Annotated in this window: 12 protein-coding genes and 2 tRNA genes; 12 read left to right on the forward strand and 2 right to left on the reverse strand. The window is 36.6% G+C overall.

Going from position 1 to position 17,991, the window contains the following annotated elements:
- Window positions 1-414: 414 nt before the first annotated feature.
- Window positions 415-1,557: an acyl-CoA dehydrogenase gene (locus L1I30_RS11050; RefSeq protein ID WP_236134358.1), complete on the reverse strand. Its 1,143-nt coding sequence runs from the start codon at window positions 1,555-1,557 to the stop codon at window positions 415-417.
- Window positions 1,558-1,872: 315 nt separating this feature from the next.
- On the opposite strand from L1I30_RS11050, the gene L1I30_RS11055 reads away from it, so the two are divergent.
- From L1I30_RS11055 to L1I30_RS11110, 12 genes are all read left to right on the forward strand, one after another.
- On the forward strand, window positions 1,873-3,099 hold the full coding sequence (locus tag L1I30_RS11055; protein WP_236134359.1) for a Glu/Leu/Phe/Val dehydrogenase dimerization domain-containing protein: 1,227 nt from the start codon (window positions 1,873-1,875) through the stop codon (window positions 3,097-3,099).
- Window positions 3,100-3,158: 59 nt separating this feature from the next.
- On the forward strand, window positions 3,159-3,860 hold the full coding sequence (locus L1I30_RS11060; protein WP_236134360.1) for a MotA/TolQ/ExbB proton channel family protein: 702 nt from the start codon (window positions 3,159-3,161) through the stop codon (window positions 3,858-3,860).
- 1 nt (window position 3,861) lies between these two features.
- Window positions 3,862-4,263, forward strand: coding sequence for an ExbD/TolR family protein (locus tag L1I30_RS11065; protein ID WP_236134361.1), 402 nt, complete (start codon window positions 3,862-3,864; stop codon window positions 4,261-4,263).
- A 20-nt stretch (window positions 4,264-4,283) separates the two neighbouring features.
- Window positions 4,284-5,102, forward strand: a complete 819-nt coding sequence (locus L1I30_RS11070) for an energy transducer TonB (RefSeq protein WP_236134362.1) — start codon at window positions 4,284-4,286, stop codon at window positions 5,100-5,102.
- On the forward strand, window positions 5,102-6,322 hold the full coding sequence (locus tag L1I30_RS11075) for a bifunctional folylpolyglutamate synthase/dihydrofolate synthase (protein ID WP_236134363.1): 1,221 nt from the start codon (window positions 5,102-5,104) through the stop codon (window positions 6,320-6,322). Before L1I30_RS11070 ends, L1I30_RS11075 begins: the two co-directional genes overlap by 1 nt.
- A gap of 68 nt (window positions 6,323-6,390) precedes the next feature.
- Window positions 6,391-6,465: transfer RNA gene (locus L1I30_RS11080), tRNA-Val, on the forward strand.
- Window positions 6,466-6,537: 72 nt separating this feature from the next.
- A tRNA-Val gene (locus L1I30_RS11085) sits at window positions 6,538-6,612 on the forward strand.
- 242 nt (window positions 6,613-6,854) lie between these two features.
- Window positions 6,855-7,373, forward strand: a complete 519-nt coding sequence (locus tag L1I30_RS11090) for a sigma-70 family RNA polymerase sigma factor (protein ID WP_236134650.1) — start codon at window positions 6,855-6,857, stop codon at window positions 7,371-7,373.
- A gap of 105 nt (window positions 7,374-7,478) precedes the next feature.
- Entirely contained in the window at window positions 7,479-8,639 is a 1,161-nt protein-coding gene (locus L1I30_RS11095; protein WP_236134364.1) for a FecR family protein, read from the forward strand.
- A gap of 97 nt (window positions 8,640-8,736) precedes the next feature.
- A complete protein-coding gene (locus tag L1I30_RS11100; RefSeq protein WP_236134365.1) occupies window positions 8,737-12,198 on the forward strand; it encodes a TonB-dependent receptor in 3,462 nt (1,153 codons plus the stop codon).
- Between the two features lie 10 nt (window positions 12,199-12,208).
- Window positions 12,209-13,555, forward strand: a complete 1,347-nt coding sequence (locus tag L1I30_RS11105; RefSeq protein WP_236134366.1) for a RagB/SusD family nutrient uptake outer membrane protein — start codon at window positions 12,209-12,211, stop codon at window positions 13,553-13,555.
- A gap of 79 nt (window positions 13,556-13,634) precedes the next feature.
- Window positions 13,635-16,454, forward strand: a complete 2,820-nt coding sequence (locus tag L1I30_RS11110) for a M16 family metallopeptidase (protein WP_236134367.1) — start codon at window positions 13,635-13,637, stop codon at window positions 16,452-16,454.
- Window positions 16,455-16,527: 73 nt separating this feature from the next.
- Here L1I30_RS11110 and L1I30_RS11115 read toward each other — a convergent pair whose 3' ends face one another.
- Window positions 16,528-17,823: a UDP-N-acetylmuramoyl-tripeptide--D-alanyl-D-alanine ligase gene (locus L1I30_RS11115; RefSeq protein ID WP_236134368.1), complete on the reverse strand. Its 1,296-nt coding sequence runs from the start codon at window positions 17,821-17,823 to the stop codon at window positions 16,528-16,530.
- Window positions 17,824-17,991 lie beyond the last annotated feature (168 nt).

Consider the following 17,991-nt stretch of genomic DNA (forward strand, 5'->3'; position numbering starts at 1 on the left):
CGCCGCCTTGTTTTTGAAAACCCCTTCATCATCCGATGAAGGGGTTTTTTGTTTTATATAACTCTGTGTAAAAGAAGTCTTAATCAGCATTAAAAAAGTAGCCACAACCAGCTGCTTTTTTAGGTTGGAAGAACTTGTGAATGAGCTTAAAAGTTAGTTGTGCTAGGCACTTGGTTGGATACTTTTATTCCGGCTAGGGATAGAAGCTAGCTACCCTGTAGCGCGTAAAGCCCAGCCCGAAGGCGATAGCCCAAGGGGGACGCATTAATCAAATACAGATTTATGAATTTACTAAATAAACGAATTTTCCTTAATAAGGTGTAAGCTATTATATAAGGCAGATGGAATAAAGTTTTTCGGAAACAAAAAAGCAGCCTATTGGCTGCTTTTTATAATATAAATGATAACGGATGTTTATTTGTTAAGAATACTTCTCGAAATCACAATTTTTTGAATTTCAGAAGTACCCTCATAGATTTGAGTGATCTTGGCATCTCTCATCAACCTTTCTACATGATATTCTTTCACATAGCCATTTCCACCATGTACCTGTACGGCTTCCACAGAAACATCCATCGCCACTTGTGAGGCATATAATTTAGCCATGGCTCCAGAAAGATCATAATTTTCGTGGTTATCTTTATCGACAGCAGCTTTCATTACTAAATGTCTTGCAGCTTCAATGGAAACGTGCATATCTGCCAATTTAAAGGCAATTGCCTGATGATTGCAAATTTCTGTACCAAATGCTTTTCTCACCTTAGAATATTCAAGAGCGAGCTCGTAAGCTCCTGCTGCGATGCCTAAAGCTTGAGCTGCGATCCCTATTCTTCCACCAGAAAGGGTTTTCATGGCAAATTTAAAACCAAAACCATCTTCTCCAATTCTATTTTCTTTAGGGACTTTTACATCATTAAATATTAAAGAATGTGTATCACTACCTCTAATACCTAGTTTTTGTTCTTTAGGGCCAATTTCAAAACCTGCCCATCCTTTTTCAACTATAAAGGCATTGATCCCTTTATGTTTTTTTTCACGATCGGTCTGCGCTATAACGATATAAAAGTCGGCAGAATTCCCGTTGGTGATCCAATTTTTAGTTCCGTTCAGAATATAGTGGTCACCTTTATCTATTGCAGTTGTTCTTTGAGAAGTAGCATCACTACCAGCTTCTGGTTCTGAAAGACAAAAGGCACCCAAAGATTCCCCGGTGGTAAGCTTAGTTAGGTATTTCTTTTTTTGCTCTTCATTACCATAGGTATCCAAGCCCCAGCATACCAGAGAATTGTTTACAGACATAACAACCGATGCAGAGGCATCGATCTTTGAAATTTCTTCCATAGCCAATACATAGGATACCGTATCCATTCCTCCTCCGCCGTATTCGGGAGAAGCCATCATTCCTAAAAATCCGAGTTCCCCCATTTTTTTTATTTGCTCTGTTGGGAACTGCTGCTTTTCATCTCTTTCAATCACTCCAGCTAATAATTCGCTTTTTGCAAAATCTCTTGCTGCATCACGAATCATTATATGCTCTTCTGTTAGTTTAAAATCCATTAGCTATTTATTTTTTTAGAAAATTCAATTTTTTGTGACCAAAGATAAGATTTTGCTTAGTAATATTCAATGATGAACAGGTGTTTTTACGAATGTGGAAATTAAATTGGAATAGATTGCTATATCTGAATTTTGGAGTGCATCATAAATGAACTTAGGATTTTCTGTAAAAATTTTTATGAATTCACCTTATTTCATGAATACTGCAGAATTTGGCTTAAGCTTTGATAATCCTAAATGCTTTGCTTCGTAATAATTTGAATTTAATAAAATAAGGTCTATATGTTTTCTATATTTGCCTGCAAACATACTGATATGAAAGAATTACTGAATATATACGAAAATAAAGCTCCTGAGATTGTTTTTAATTGGAAAGATCGGGAAACCGAGGCAGAAGGATGGACGGTAATTAATTCTTTAAGAGGTGGAGCTGCCGGGGGAGGGACCAGAATGCGTGAAGGTTTAGACATGAATGAAGTGCTTTCTTTAGCCAAGACGATGGAGGTGAAATTTACCGTTTCAGGCCCTGCTATAGGAGGTGCAAAATCTGGTATTAATTTCGATCCAAAAGATCCTCGTAAAAAAGGAGTTTTACAGCGCTGGTATAAAGCGGTTTCTCCATTGTTGAAGAGTTATTATGGTACCGGGGGAGATTTAAATGTTGATGAAATTCATGAAGTTATTCCAATTACTGAAGATTGCGGTGTTTGGCATCCTCAGGAAGGGGTGTTTAACGGACATTTCCAACCCAGTGAAGCTGATAAGATAAATAGAATTGGCCAGTTACGTCATGGGGTGATAAAAGTGTTGGAAAATAAAAATTACTCTCCTGATATTAGCCGAAAATATACGGTGGCCGATATGATTACCGGCTATGGTGTAGCAGAAGCGGTGAAGCATTATTATGACATTTATGGAGGGGAGGTAAAAGGTAAAACTGCAATTGTCCAGGGTTTTGGAAATGTAGGGTCGGCTGCAGCTTTTTATTTGGCTCAAATGGGAGTTAAAGTGATTGGAATTATTGATAGGGTTGGTGGATTGATAAATGAAGAAGGATTTTCTTTTGAAGAGATTAAAGAACTATTCCTAAACAAAGATGGAAATACACTAAAGCATCCTAATCTTATTCCTTTTGAAGAGTTAAATGAGAAGGTATGGAATTTAAGTGCTGATATTTTTGCGCCTTGTGCTGCATCAAGGTTAGTTACAAAATCGCAAATTGAAGGTCTCATCAACGGTGGGCTGGAAGTTATTAGTTGTGGGGCGAATGTTCCTTTTGCAGATAAAGAGATATTTTTTGGGCCTATTATGGAGTACACCGATTCTAAGGTAAGCGTTATTCCCGACTTTATAGCTAACTGTGGGATGGCGCGTGTATTTGCCTATTTTATGGAAAGACGTGTGCAAATGACAGATGAAGCTATATTTAATGATACTTCTATCACTATTAAAAATGCAATTCAAAATACATTTAATAACAATAGTTCAAAAACAAATATTGGTAGTACAGCCTTTGAAATTGCTTTAAAGCAATTGGTATAATACTATCTTTACAATTAAATATATATTCTCACGTTACATTAAAAAACCTAGATTAACTTATGCTATACTTTTTCGCGCAAGATGAACTGGCACAGACAACTCAAGAGTTGGAGCCGGTTGTAGAAGAGAAAACTCTCTCATTGTTTGATTTACTATTAAGCGGTGGCGTGGGAGGCCAGATTATCATCGCTATATTGTTTATATTGCTTTTTGTAGCGGTATATATTTATTTTGAAAGACTCTTTGCTATTAAATCGGCGACCGAGGTAGACAGTAATTTTATGCTTCAAATTAAAGATAGCGTACTCAATGGAAATATTGAGTCGGCTAAAATTAGATGCGCACAAACCAATACCCCAGTTGCAAGATTAACAGAAAAGGGAATTTCGAGAATTGGTAGCCCATTAGAAGATATCAACACTGCTATTGAAAATGCAGGAAGACTTGAAGTCTATAAGCTAGAAAAAAATGTAAGTATTCTGGCAACTATTGCAGGTGCAGCTCCAATGATTGGTTTTCTTGGTACTGTAATTGGAATGGTATTGGCATTTCACGAGTTGGCAACAAGTAGCGGACAAGCTGAAATGGGGTCTTTAGCAGAAGGGATTTATACTGCAATGACAACCACTGTAGCCGGTCTTATTGTTGGTATCATCGCATATATTGGGTATAACCATTTAGTGGTGAAAACTGATAAGGTGGTGCATCAAATGGAAGCTACAGCGGTAGATTTCTTAGACCTATTAAACGAACCTGCTTAATATGAACTTAAGAAGTAGAAATAAAGTTAGTGCAGACTTTAGCATGAGTTCCATGACAGATATTGTATTCTTGTTGTTGATATTTTTCATGTTAACTTCTCCCGCTATTACTCCTGAAGCGCTAGATCTAATTTTGCCAAAAGCCAAAGGAAAGACCAGTAATGTTTCCAGTCTTTCAGTGAGTATCACGAAGGACTTGCAAATATATATTGATAGTGATCGCGTTAGTGCAAGTGCTTTGGAAAGTACGTTGAAGACGAAATTAACAGGAGTAGAAGATCCTACTATTATATTGAGAGCTGAGGAAGGTGTGCCAATTGAAAAGGCTGTAAATGTTATGGATATTGCTAATAGAAACAAATACAAAATTGTTTTAGCGGTAAAACCAGACGCAGATAAATAAGAATAAATAACAATCTATAAGTGAGTTTACTTAACACAAAACACGAGAGAAAGTCATTTGCCATTACGGTGGTATTGCACGTGTTATTAATATTGGTGCTGCTTTTCTTTGGATTGAAATTTCTGGATCCGCCACCAGAGAATGGTATTGCTATAAATTTTGGAACTTCAGATGAAGGGATGGGGGAAGTACAGCCTACGGAAGCTATAAAATCAGCTCCTCAAAAAACAACTGCTCCAGAGGAGGCTCAACCTAAAGCAGAAGTGGAAGAAGTGGTAACCCAAGAAGTAGAAGAAGCTCCAGTACTGGTTAAAAAACCGGAAAAGAAACCGGTAGTTCAGGAAACTAAAGTTGAACCTAAAAAACTTCCTCCTGCTAAAAAGCCGGATCCTAAGCCAGATAAATCTACTACTGATGCTATGAGTAGTATTCTTAACGGCCCCAAAAGTGAAGGAACTGCTTCTGGAGGAGAAGGAGATAGTAGGGTAGCCGGAGATAAAGGAAGTAGGGACGGCGACCCAAATGCCAGTGCTTATTATGGTAATGGCAGTGGCCTAGATGGGGATGGAAATTACCGATTAGGCGGTAGACGTGCTTTAAATAAGGAACGAATCGTTCAGGATTGTAATGAGTCTGGTTTGGTGGTTGTGCAAATTGAAGTAAATCAAAATGGGCAAGTAACACGAGCTATTCCCGGCGTAAAGGGAACCACGAATAATGCAGCTTGCTTGTTGGATCCTGCAAGACGTGCGGCTCTGGCTACAAAATTCAATAGTGATTCTAATGCGCCTTCTAAACAGGTGGGAACGATTATTTACAACTTCAAATTATCTGAATAATGCTCAATTATTCTCAAACTGTTGAATGGATGTTTCAACAGTTGCCTATGTATCAAAGAATAGGTGCTTCAGCATTCAAAAAAGACCTTACTAATATTATCAAGCTTGAAGCTGTTCTGGGAAATCCTCATAACAGCTTTAAAAGTATACATGTAGGAGGTACTAATGGTAAGGGTTCTACCAGCCATATGTTGGCTTCAGTGTTACAAGAAGCGGGCTATAAAGTGGGTTTATATACTTCTCCCCACTTAAAGGATTTCCGGGAACGCATTAAAATTAATGGTGTAGAAATTCCGGAAAGGAATGTGGTTGAATTCATTTCGAATAACATGAAATTTCTGGAAGAGAATAAATTGTCTTTCTTTGAAATGACAGTAGGAATGGCTTTCAATTATTTTGCAGAAGAGAAAGTAGATATCGCTATAGTTGAAGTAGGGTTGGGAGGTAGACTAGATTCTACTAATATTATTAACCCGGTTCTTTCTATTATAACCAATATAGGCTTAGATCATACTCAAATGCTTGGTGATACTTTAGAAGAGATCGCTTTTGAAAAAGCTGGAATTATAAAAGCCGATATTCCAGTGGTAATCGGGGAGAAACAGATGGAAACCGAAAAGGTGTTTTTAAATAGAGCCTCTCAGATGAATGCTCCAATTGAATTTGCTTCAGAGCTCCCTAATGTATCTTTCACTTCCGACTTAAAAGGTAAATACCAGAAAAAGAACATTCAAACTGTTGTGACTGCACTTCAGCAGCTAATTTCAGAAGGATGGAGAATATCACAGAGCAATATTAAGAATGGACTTTTAAAGGTTCGTGACAATACAGGATTGAGAGGTCGGTGGGACATACTTCATGAAGATCCAAAAGTAATTTGTGATACCGCTCACAATGTTGAAGGTTTAAAATATGTGATACAGCAATTAAAGGAAGAAGATTTCAATCATCTCCATGTAGTTCTTGGTGTTGTTTCAGATAAGGATCTAAAGAAAATACTGCCTTTATTTCCGATAGATGCGGCGTATTACTTTTGTAAACCAGATGTTCCACGGGGGTTAGAAGCAAAAGTATTAAAAGCAGAAGCAGCCAATTGTGGTTTAAATGGATCTGTATTCGGTTCGGTTTCAGATGCCTATAAAGCGGCAGCTGATAACGCCTCTTCGCAGGATATTATCTTTATTGGAGGGAGCACTTTTACTGTTGCAGAAATAATTTAATTATTTTCATTTTTACTTTGTGGAATTGAAAAACTAGCCTATATTTGCATCCGCAATCTAGCGAGAGCGGGCAATTAGCTCAGTTGGTTCAGAGCACCTCGTTTACACCGAGGGGGTCGGGGGTTCGAATCCCTCATTGCCCACTAAAAAGACTTCCAAGTTGAAGTCTTTTTTAATGAAATTTATTGATATCCACCTTTGCGATATAAAGCATTGGGCAATTAGCTCAGTTGGTTCAGAGCACCTCGTTTACACCGAGGGGGTCGGGGGTTCGAATCCCTCATTGCCCACATAATAACATATATAGAAAAACCCGTAAACATTTGTTTGCGGGTTTTTTATTTTTATTAAGTTCCTACTTATTTTTCATTATAATTTCTTCCAATTATCATTTCTATCCGTATCATAAAAGCTTTTTTCCTTATTCTTTGAAACTATATTATGATTTTTTGGTAGAAAATTGTAATATCGTAAGGGTTTTATTGAGACCTGTAGAATTTGCTTATTATATCCATTTTCTAATCTTCTTATTCTGGCCAGCGATCAAAAAACATTAAAGTCTTTTTTCGATAAGCATTATAAACCGTTATGTGCATTATCGTATAGCTATGTTAAAGATTTTGATCAATCTCAAGATATCGTACAGGACGTATTTTTACGAATAATGGAAAAAGGAAATTACGCTGCTATCGACAATTTTGAGGCATATTTAAAAACCTGCGTTTATCATGATAGCTTAAGGTACTTAAAAGAAGCTAAGAAAAAAATTGAGTTATTGGAAGAGGAGCAGGCAGCTTCTTTAGTTTGGGATGCTTCCGATACCGATCAATTTGATGAGAATGATATTTTATTACTGTTCAATGAGATACGTAAATTGCCTCCGGGAGTTCGCAAAGTGTTTGAGCTTTGCGCTATTGAAGGTTTAAAATATTCTCAAGCAGCCAATCAGTTAGAATTATCTGTCAATACAGTTAAAACTCAAATGAAGAAAGCCTACAGTCAATTGAGAAAAAGCTCGCTCAATTCTCGCATTTTACTTCTTTTTATATAGTTAACTCTAAGTAATTTTGATTTTTTAACAAATAATAATCAAAATTTATCACCCTGTTTTTATTTTTATACTCTTACATATATAAGCCTATTCTAAAAGCTTTAAATGATGAAAGAGGAAATTCTGCATATTATATATAAAAAGCTTACCACTTCATTAAATGAAGAAGAGCAAAATCAGTTTCAAGAATGGGTAAATGCCTCTCAAGAAAATGAAGATCTATACAAAAAGATCGAGCTCTATAAAACCTATGGAAAAGATCTGCATAAAATCGACAATTTAGATGTCGATAAGGCGTGGTTAGAAATGTTGGATAAAAGGACTTCGAAACCTTCAGGTCTTTTGTTAAACTTAGTAAGAGAACCTAAATGGGCTGCACTTGCAGCTGTTTTTATAGGTAGTTTAATCTTAATCAATTTTTTATTTAAGAATCAATCTTCCGATATACAAGCCTTACCTACAGAAGTTTCGGTTGAGCTTGGGGATGACCATAAAACAGAAATTTTAACGCAATTAAGAACTGCTGAAATTGTTTCTGAAGAGGGGAAAGTTATAGCCCACCAAAGAGGTGACACCCTTATATATAGGCCGGAATTAGCGGCTTCTTCCGTGGTTGCTTATAATACCTTACAAGTACCATATGGAAAAATATTCAATGTAAAATTATCTGATGGAAGTTTTATAAAACTGAATGCGGGGAGTTCACTGAGATATCCAGTAAATTTCACCGGGCAGGACATTAGAAGAGTTACTCTTACCGGTGAAGCCTACTTTGAGGTAAGTGAAGATAAAAATCACCCTTTCATTGTAGAGACACAAAGTCTATCTATTGAAGTTTTGGGAACTTCTTTCAATGTGAACTCATATGATGAGGATAAAGATATTCAGGTTGCTTTGGCAAGTGGTTCCGTGAAAATGTATACCGAAACTGACATAGATGAATCTATCATTTTAAAACCAAATCAAAAAGGTTCATTCAATAAATCAGATAATTCATTAGCGGTGAGTAGTGCTGAAATTTGGCTGCATTCCGCCTGGATTAATAATAGGCTGATTTTAAAGCAGAAGACTTTCTCTAACATTATTAAAAAGCTAGAGAGAAAGTATGGAGTGAGTATCCAGAATAATTATTCAAAATTAAATAACGAAGTTTTTACCGCCAGTTTTGATATTGAAACTTTAGAAGAAGTATTAGCAACTTTTGCTGCCGATACTCCTTTTAAATATGAAATAAGTGGTAAAAATATAATTATCTCAAAACCCTGATATATAAATGAAAAATCGAGGAATGCTGCAACACTCCCCGATTAATTAAATGTTGCCCAGTAAACTATTCTATTAATTAACTAAACTATGTAAAAGTATGAAAAACAATTTTGTGATGAGGCAGAAAAAGCCTCATTTTAAAAACCATCTTTTAGCGATGAAGCTAACCACATTACTGTTCTTAATTACGTTATTTTCGGTAAATGCGAATTCTTATTCTCAAAAAACCAAAATCTCTTTAGATGTTGCTAACCAGAGCATTGCAGATATTTTAAGAGAAATTGAATCAAAAACAGATTTTAAATTCATTTACAACCTTAATAAGGTAGATGATGAAAGAACTGTTTCTATACATGCTGTCAAGCAACCCGTTTCCCAAATTTTAGATAAGATATTTAAAAATACCAATACAGAGTATCTGCTTCGTAATAAGCTCATCCTGTTAAGACCACGGGAAAATAATATTTTAGAGAAGACATCCCAAGGGGTGAATTTACAGCAGACTGTAAGTGGAACTGTTCGTGATAATAAAGGAATGCCTTTCCCTGGGGTCACAATTATAATTAAAGGAACTAAGGTAGGGACTACCACCAACTTTGATGGCAATTATCGCATCGCCGTAGATGCGCAATCGGTGCTAGAATTTTCTTACGTAGGCTTTGAAACTATAGAAGTGCCGGTAGACGGACGCAGCAACATTGATGTGGAATTGAAGGAATCTTTAGAGGGAATCGATGAAGTGGTTGTTATTGGTTATGGAACGACCAAAAAAGAAAATATCACCGGGTCTGTGGGTATTGTGGATATGAAAAGTTTTCAAAACCAAGCTCCTACAATAAGTGTAGACCAAGGGTTACAAGGCTTGGTAGCAGGTGTAAATGTAAGTTCTCCTAACGGGCAGCCAGGTTCTGCCTCTAAAATTCGTATTAGAGGAACAACTTCTCTATTTGGTAGCAATCAGCCTTTATACGTTATTGATGGAATCCCGGTTGTCTCAGAAAGTAATATTCCAATTGGAGGGACAGAAGGACAGAACCTTGGGCTGGAACTTGACAGCCAGGGTTTAAGTACGCCAATTGGTAATATCAACCCGAGTGATATTAAATCTATTACCGTGCTTAAAGATGCTTCTGCTGCTGCTATTTATGGTTCGCGAGCTGCAAATGGAGTAATAATTATTACAACTAAAACCGGAAGCAAGAACGACCAAACTCAGTTTGAACTTACTACGTCGGCAACGGTTCAAAATACACCTTCTCTAGATGTTCTTAATGCTCAGCAATTTAAAGATGTATGGACAACTGCTGTTAACAATAGCTCCAGTACCGATGCATTTTCTCAAAGTATTCGTGATGGCTCTTATTTTGGAAACGCAGATACCAATTGGGAAGAATTGTTAGACCCGGGGAATCAAATATCAACAAACGTTAATTTGAGCGTTCGAGGAGGAAGTAATAAAACTCAATATTCTACCTCATTATCAACTTTAGATGAACAAGCCGCATTTGAGGGTTCTTATAGAAAAAGATATACAATTAACTTAAATTTGAATACTGAAGCTACCGATAATTGGAATTTTGGTACGAGAATCCAAACCACTTATGCCAATCAATCTTCTACCGACTCAGGATTATATGATCGTCTTTTTATTTTTAGACCCGATCTTCCGGAGTTTGATGAAGATGGAAATTATTCATTTTCCAGTGGTAGTAATTATGAGAGTCCCTCTGCTTTATCTCAAGCCAGAAATGAGAACAACACCTTTTTGTTCTTAGGAACCTTTTTCACTCAGTTAGATCTGGCTAAAGGTTTACAGGCTGAAACTCGACTTTCTGTAAATTATAACACAGGAAATCAAAATAGTTTTTATCCGGAATATACCTCTAGAGGAGGATGGAGCCGTCTTCAGGGAAATGGAGATGGCTATGCTCAAGATAGTAGAAGTCAATCCAGCGTAGTACAGTGGCAATCTACTTTAACATACTCTAAAACTTTTAGTGAGATGCATCATTTGGAAAGTGTGGTTGGAACCACCTTTGAAAAAGTTAGCTCTTCTTATAATAAAGCTTTTGGTGAAGGATTTAGTAACGGCGTATTGAACAATGTTAGTAATGCTACCTCCAGTAACGGGGGGCTTTCCGCTAGCCAGGGTTCAGGGCTGGCCTCTTATTTTGGAAGGGTGTATTATGATTATGATCAACGTTATCTTTTAACCTTAGTAGGGAGAGTTGATGGCTCTTCTAAGTTTGCAGTAGAAAATAAGTACGCTTTCTTTCCTGCGGTAGCCGTAGCCTGGAGAACGTCTCAGGAAAATTTTCTTATAGATAATAAAGTTATAAATAATTTAAAGTTTAAAGCAAGTTTGGGAACAACCGGACAGCAGGATTTTGGCCCGTATCAGTGGAGAACTTTATATGAAACTTATAGCTATGGAGGTACGAGTGCGGTTATTCTTACTCAATTGGGGAATGATAAATTAAGATGGGAAACTACAAGGCAACTGGATTTTGGAACCGAATTCGGATTATTCAATAATAGAATTTCCGGGGAGATAGGTTTTTATCAAAAAGATACCAGAGATGCTATTTTTCCTGTCATACCACCTGGAAACACTGGAATTTCCACAGTACTCGCCAACGTAGGGGAAACTCGTAATACTGGTGTGGAGATGTTATTGAATTTAGGTGTAGTGCAAACTCCAAATTTTTCTTGGGATATTAGAATAAATGCTACTAAGAATAACAATAAACTTACAAAGATAGCTGATGATTATAAGGATGATGATGGATTTGTATCTGGTATACCAGGAAACGGAGGGCGATTACGTGAAGGCAGCCCAATTGGGTTAATCTATGGCTATGAGGCAGATGGGATCTTCCAAAATCAAGAAACTATAGATGCGCTTAATGCGGGGGCTGCAGATGGAGTATATCAGGATGACGAAACTGCTCTTGGAGATTTACGCTTCAAAGATATTTCTGGGCCTGAAGGAGTTCCAGATGGTAAAATCACCACGTTCGATCAAAAAGTAATAGGAGATTCTCAACCAGATCTGTATGGCGGGTTTTCAAGTAGCTTTAGATTTAAACAACTTACCTTATCTGCCCAGTTCAGTTATTCGGTAGGAAACGATTTGTTATGGTTTGCACAAACTAGAAACATAAATTTTCAAAGCTCTTTCTTTGCTGAGAATAAAATAACAGATGTTCTTAATGCATGGACTCCTGAAAATCCCACTAATCAGCCCAGAATGGTTTACAGAGATCCAAATAGCAACGGTAGGCTTTCTAGTTACTATGTTCACGACGCTTCTTACTTAAGGTTGAACACACTTAACTTAAGATATAATTTCCCTAAACAAATTTTAGATAAACTCTCTTTTGTAAAGAGTCTGGCAGTTTATGGTATCGCCCAAAACGTGCTAACCTTTACCAAATATCCGGGAGCTAACCCACAAGGAGGAACTTTATTTAATAATGATATTTCAGGTTCAGGCCGTGATACCAATAGATATCCTTCGCAAAGTGCTTACACACTGGGTGTTAATTTAAGATTCTAATAAAAACATCATGAAAAAATATTTTATATATAGCCTTATCTTATTACTTACGGTATCCTGCGAGCTTACAGATGCCATAGATCAAGATCCGCCAGACAACCTGGTTCCGGGTAACGTTATTAAAAATGAAGAAGATGCTCAGGCATTATTAAATGGAGTATACGGTCAGATAGTTTCCTATACTACCGCTCATTATTATATGTATTCAGAAACTATTCCAAGTGCCATGATTGGTACGATGAGCAGTGCAGGAGGAGGATCGGCGAATTCAGAGTTTGCCGAGAACGATCTCTCTATTGATAATTCTAATGTGAACAGCTTCTGGAAAATTATTTATTCCGTTGTTGATGCAGCTAATAACAGCATAGCACTTACAGCAGAACTTCCCGCCAGTGAGATTTCTGAAACCACCAGAAATGAAATTATTGGGGAAGCTCATTTTTTGAGAGCGATGGGCACCTTCGATTTACTGAGATACTTTGGTCAATTTTATGATGCTTCAAGTAGTTTAGGAATAATTTTACGTACAGAACCGGTGAATTTCATTAGTAGAGACAAAGCTCGAAATACGGTTGCAGAAAGTTATTCGCAAATATTATCCGATTTAGATTTTGCAATTGCAAATGCACCCGATTTTAATGTTAATTACAGGGCCTCAAAAGTTGCTGCACTTGCTTTAAAGGCAAGAGTGCTATTGTATAAAGGTGATTATGCTGAAGCTGCTAGTATTGCAGATCAAGTAATTAACTCCGGTAGCCGAAATCTGGAAGGAACTTTTGAAGATACATTTGATAAAGGTCTTAGTTCTTCTGAAATTATCTTACAAACCTATAGAGATGAGAATTCTGATAGTGATCAAAATAACAGAAAGCGTTTTTATTTGGGAAGAGCAGGAACAACTTGGTTTGCTAATTTAATGAATGAAGACCCCAGACAAGCTTTTACATACTCTGGGACTACTGTTTTAAAAGTGAATAACAGTACCACATATAGACCAACTTATTTTATAAGATTGGCAGAGATGTATCTTATAAAATCTGAAGCACTAGCTCGAAGTGGTGCAACTTTAGAAGAAAGTAAGGCGCCCCTAGATGTTATACGAATGCGTGCCGGACTAGAGATGTCGGCAGCCGAAAGTTTACCAGAACTTATGGATGATATCTTTGAAGAATATATCAAAGAATTGGCCTTCGAAAATGGTAGTGATTGGTTTGCAGCGATTCGCTTTGATAAAGCAATGGAGTTAAAATCTACTATAACTTCAGTAAATCAATATATTCTACCTATTCCTTTAACGGAAATTGAAGGAAATCAGCTGCTTGGGCCGGGCGATCAAAATCCTGGGTATAACTTTTAGATAAAAATTTTTATTAGCCATATTCATTCAACAGGGTTGCCATTATTTGGAGGCAATCCTGTTTCCCTAAAACAGAATTATGAGAATTATGAAGATAGCAATGCGCATCTTTCTATTGTTATTGGTAGGAAGCACGTTTGCACAAGACAAAGATCAATTTTTCACTTTAAATCAAAAGCTACCTTTAGATCCATCGGTAAGAACAGGAAAATTGGAAAATGGATTGACTTATTATATTAAAGAAAATAAACGTCCCGAAGATAAAGCTGAAATGAGATTGGTTATTAATGCCGGTTCCATTTTAGAAGATGAAGATCAGCAAGGTTTAGCACATTTCGTGGAACATATGGCGTTCAACGGGACTAAAAATTTTAAGAAGAATGAATTAATAGATTACTTGCAAAGTATAGGTGTCGAGTTTGGTGCAGATCTAAATGCTCATACTGGATTTGATGAAACAGTTTATAAGCTCTCGGTTCCTACAGATAATGAAGAAATTTTTAATACCAGTTTGCAGGTTTTAAGAGATTGGGCCGATGGACTCACATTTTCTAACGAAGAAATTGATAATGAGCGGGGAGTGGTAGCCGAAGAGTTAAGGGCAAGAAGCGGAGCTGGTACACGTATGTATTATAAAGCAATTCCGGTAATGACAAACAACTCGAGATATGCCGAAAGACTGCCAATTGGAAAATTAGATATTATCCTTAATTCTAAATACGACGCTGTTAAGCGGTTCTATAGGGAGTGGTACCGACCTGATTTAATGGCTTTAATTCTAGTGGGAGATTTTGACGTAGACGAAACTGAACAAAAGATACAGCGTTCTTTTAGTTCGTTAAAAAACCCCACTAAGACCAGAGAGAGGAAGCTGTATGATATTCCGGAGGCCAAAGAGCCTAAAGCTATTGTGATTACAGATGAAGAAGCAAGAGGTTACAGTGCTTCAGTTTATTTCAAGAAGAATGCAGATCCTACTGTTTTCTATAAAGATTATAAAAGAGATTTGTTGAAACTTCTCTATTCAGGAATGTTGAGGGAACGTTTTAATGAAGAAGCTTTAAAAAAAGATGCATCCTTTCTTTCAGCATCGGCTGGAATAGGAATGTTCTTAACGAATGTAGACAGCTATTATCTTAAAGCGAATTTAAAGGAAGATAAAATATTAGAAGGCTATAAAGCAATGGTAGCTGAAAGTGAAAGAGCGAGGCGTTTTGGTTTTACCCAAGGAGAGTTGGAGCGTTATAAGGCTGACCTTCTAACAAATGCAGAATTCTTCAAAAATGAGGCAGATAAAATTCCTTCCAGAATTTTTGTAGAACGACTTATAGATCTCTTTACTTTCAACGATCCGGTGGTAAGTGAACAATTTAAATATGATTTTTATAAGACCATTTTACCCACAATTACTCTTCAGGAAGTAAATAAGATAGGAGGGGAATGGTTAAATACTAGTAATGTAGCCATAGTAATTAATGCTCCTGAAGACGACGCTATTGAGCTTCCATCAGAAGAGCGTTTCCTCCAAATCCTTAAAAGTGCTAAAACAATGGAGCTTTCTCCGTATGTTGATAATCTGAAGAATATGGAATTAATGACCGAAAAACCCGTGGCAGGAGAAATTATTTCTTCCAGATACATTGAAAGTATTAATACTACGGTCTGGAAATTTGCCAATGGGGTTACGGTAATGGCTAAGCCTACAACGTTTCAAAATGATATTATTTCTATGAGCGGATTTCGCCCTGGCGGAAGTTCTAATTCCCCAGATTCTATTTTTGTTTCAGCGCGGGAAGCCGGAAGAATTGTAAGTGAAAGCGGCCTGAATAACATAAGCGCTATAAATTTAGGAAAGTTGAATATGGGGAAGAATGTCAAGGTAACTCCATATATAAATTATTACGACGATTTAATGTCGGGAAGTAGTTCTACAAAAGATTTGGAGCGTATGTTTGAAATGACTCATTTGTATTTTACAGCACCTAATAAGGATGTGAATAGTTTTGAAACCCATAAGGAGCGATTGAAAACTTTGTACAAACGAACCGAAGATAACCCGGGATCGTATTTTGAAGAGATGATAGCCAAAACGATGACTCAAAACGACATGAGAAGCATTCCTCTTAAAGTAGATCAAATTGAAAGCGAACTGAATATCGATGAGGCTTTCCAGTTCTATAAAGAACGTTTTTCTAATGCTAACGGATTTACCTTCATTTTCGCAGGAAATTTCGAACTAGATTCAATTAAAGATTTATCTGCGACTTATTTAGGGAGTTTACCGTCAGACACTTCAATTGAAAGCAATTGGAGGGATTTTGGAATGCGTAGAGTTACCGGTCGGGTGCAGAAGGATGTTTATAAAGGAATAGAAGATAAAAGTCAGGTAGATATGCGTTTTACTGGAACCTTAAAATTTACTCCCGAAAAAGCTAAAGAACTTCAAATATTAGCGAAGGTTTTAAAAATTAAATTAACTGAGGAGTTACGAGAAAAGATGGGAGGCGTATATGGCGTTCGGGTTTCCGGTTTTGCGACAGATAGTCCTTATCAGTGGTATAGACTTGCAGTACAATTCACTTGCTCTCCAGAAAATGTTGAGAAATTAAAAACGAAGGTTCTTGAAGAGATCGATAGCATTAAAAAAGATGGAGTTTCCCCAGAGAATATAAACAAGGTAAAGGAAATGGAACGAGGGAATGTAAAGGAATTTTTGAAATATGATTCATTCTGGATTTCTAAAATTCGTGAATCTTATGAGAATGATCGTGAATTGGATAGCTTTTTAAACTTTGAAGAAGAGATCGAGAGTATAAGCTCTGAAAGTTTACAGGAAGCCGCGAATACTTATTTTGACTCTTCAAATTATGCGGAGTTTATACTATACCCCGAGGAATAAAGGTTTGAAAATATTAATCTATAAAAAAAAGGGCTCCCATTAGGAAGCCCTTTTTTTGAGATTAACTATGCATTTATGCTTCCTTTCGCTTCAATACCTCTACAATCCTTTCTAACGCCATTCCTCGCGAACCCTTTATAAGTATAAATCGATTAGACAAATCTGTATCGATAAGTGTTTGTTCTAACTCGCTAAATTTGGAAAATTTTCGAATTCTGTTATCTGTATTTTTAACTTGATTAAAATTCTCACCCACTAAATAGATCTGTTCAAAATCCATATCTAGTGCAAGATTTGCTATGTTTTGATGTTCTTCGGCAGCTGATGTTCCAAGTTCAAACATATCTCCTAAAATGACTGTCTTATTTACTGCTGCATACTTATTGAAACTGTTTAAGGCTGCTGTCATACTTGTTGGATTTGCATTATAGGCATCCATGAGTAGGGAGGTTTTTCCCAGTTTTATTATTTGCGAGCGATTGTTCTTTGGGGTGTAGCCGGCTATAGCTTTTTTAATTGCTTCTTTAGGAACTTTGAAATAGTGCCCAACACTTATTGCGGCAGCTATATTTATTGCGTTGTAATTCCCTGTAAGCAAACTGGTGTAAAGAGTGTCCTTTACTACTACCTGAGCAGTTTGACTATTGTTGGAATAGTTAACCTGCATGTCTGCATCTGGGGCGCTTCCGAAGGAAAAAGTATTTTTATACGCTAATTGTTTCTTCTGTATAGGATCGTCCAGATTAAGAAAAAGCAGTTTTGAATTATCCTTTAAATAAGTGTATAGTTCGCTTTTCGCTTTTATAACTCCTTCAATACTGCCAAAACCTTCCAGGTGTGCTTTACCGAAATTCGTAATATACCCAAAGTCAGGGTTTGCGATCTTACATAAAGCTTCAATTTCCTTTGGGCGATTAGCTCCCATTTCTACAATTCCAAACTCGGTAGTTTCTTTCATTGAAAACAATGTGAGCGGGACCCCGATATGATTGTTAAGGTTTCCAAGTGTTGCTACAGTCTCAAATTTTCTTCTAAGCACTGCATGAATAAGTTCTTTGGTGGTGGTTTTACCGTTGCTTCCTGTTATAGCTAAGATAGGAATACCGAGTTGATTCCTGTGATAATTTGCTAGCGTAGCTAAGGTTTCTAATGTATTACTTACAAGAATATATCGATCATCTTTTGCTAATTCTTCATCATCGACTACAGCATAATACTGACTTTTAGCTACAGCCTGTTCAGCAAAAAGATTTCCGTTAAAATTATCACCTTTAAGTGCGAAGAAAAGTTGTTTGGTTTGAATGCTTCTAGTATCAGTAGCAACTCCCTTACTTTGAAGGAATATTTGATATAGCTGATTTATTTCCATAGAACCTATTTTTGGGTATTAAAAAACGGTTCAAAAAGTACCTATTCATTTAAAAGTTTTGAAGATAAACCAAAAACTATAATTCTTATAACTGGAAACCCTTATTATAAGAAGCTGAATAAATCAGCTAAATGAATGTTGTACTTTTTAAACCGTTCTCTATTGGTT

This window comes from Gillisia lutea, assembly GCF_021568705.1.
Lineage (GTDB): Bacteria > Bacteroidota > Bacteroidia > Flavobacteriales > Flavobacteriaceae > Gillisia > Gillisia lutea.

Excerpts from the sequence above, each read along its gene's own strand:
- L1I30_RS11110 (WP_236134367.1), top strand. The coding sequence starts at position 13,635 with ATGAGAATTATGAAGATAGCAATGCGCATCTTTCTATTGTTATTGGTA.
- L1I30_RS11065 (WP_236134361.1), top strand. The coding sequence starts at position 3,862 with ATGAACTTAAGAAGTAGAAATAAAGTTAGTGCAGACTTTAGCATGAGT.
- L1I30_RS11050 (WP_236134358.1), bottom strand. The coding sequence starts at position 1,557 with ATGGATTTTAAACTAACAGAAGAGCATATAATGATTCGTGATGCAGCA.
- L1I30_RS11105 (WP_236134366.1), top strand. The coding sequence starts at position 12,209 with ATGAAAAAATATTTTATATATAGCCTTATCTTATTACTTACGGTATCC.
- L1I30_RS11095 (WP_236134364.1), top strand. The coding sequence starts at position 7,479 with ATGATGAAAGAGGAAATTCTGCATATTATATATAAAAAGCTTACCACT.
- L1I30_RS11075 (WP_236134363.1), top strand. The coding sequence starts at position 5,102 with ATGCTCAATTATTCTCAAACTGTTGAATGGATGTTTCAACAGTTGCCT.
- L1I30_RS11060 (WP_236134360.1), top strand. The coding sequence starts at position 3,159 with ATGCTATACTTTTTCGCGCAAGATGAACTGGCACAGACAACTCAAGAG.
- L1I30_RS11115 (WP_236134368.1), bottom strand. The coding sequence starts at position 17,823 with ATGGAAATAAATCAGCTATATCAAATATTCCTTCAAAGTAAGGGAGTT.
- L1I30_RS11055 (WP_236134359.1), top strand. The coding sequence starts at position 1,873 with ATGAAAGAATTACTGAATATATACGAAAATAAAGCTCCTGAGATTGTT.
- L1I30_RS11100 (WP_236134365.1), top strand. The coding sequence starts at position 8,737 with ATGAAAAACAATTTTGTGATGAGGCAGAAAAAGCCTCATTTTAAAAAC.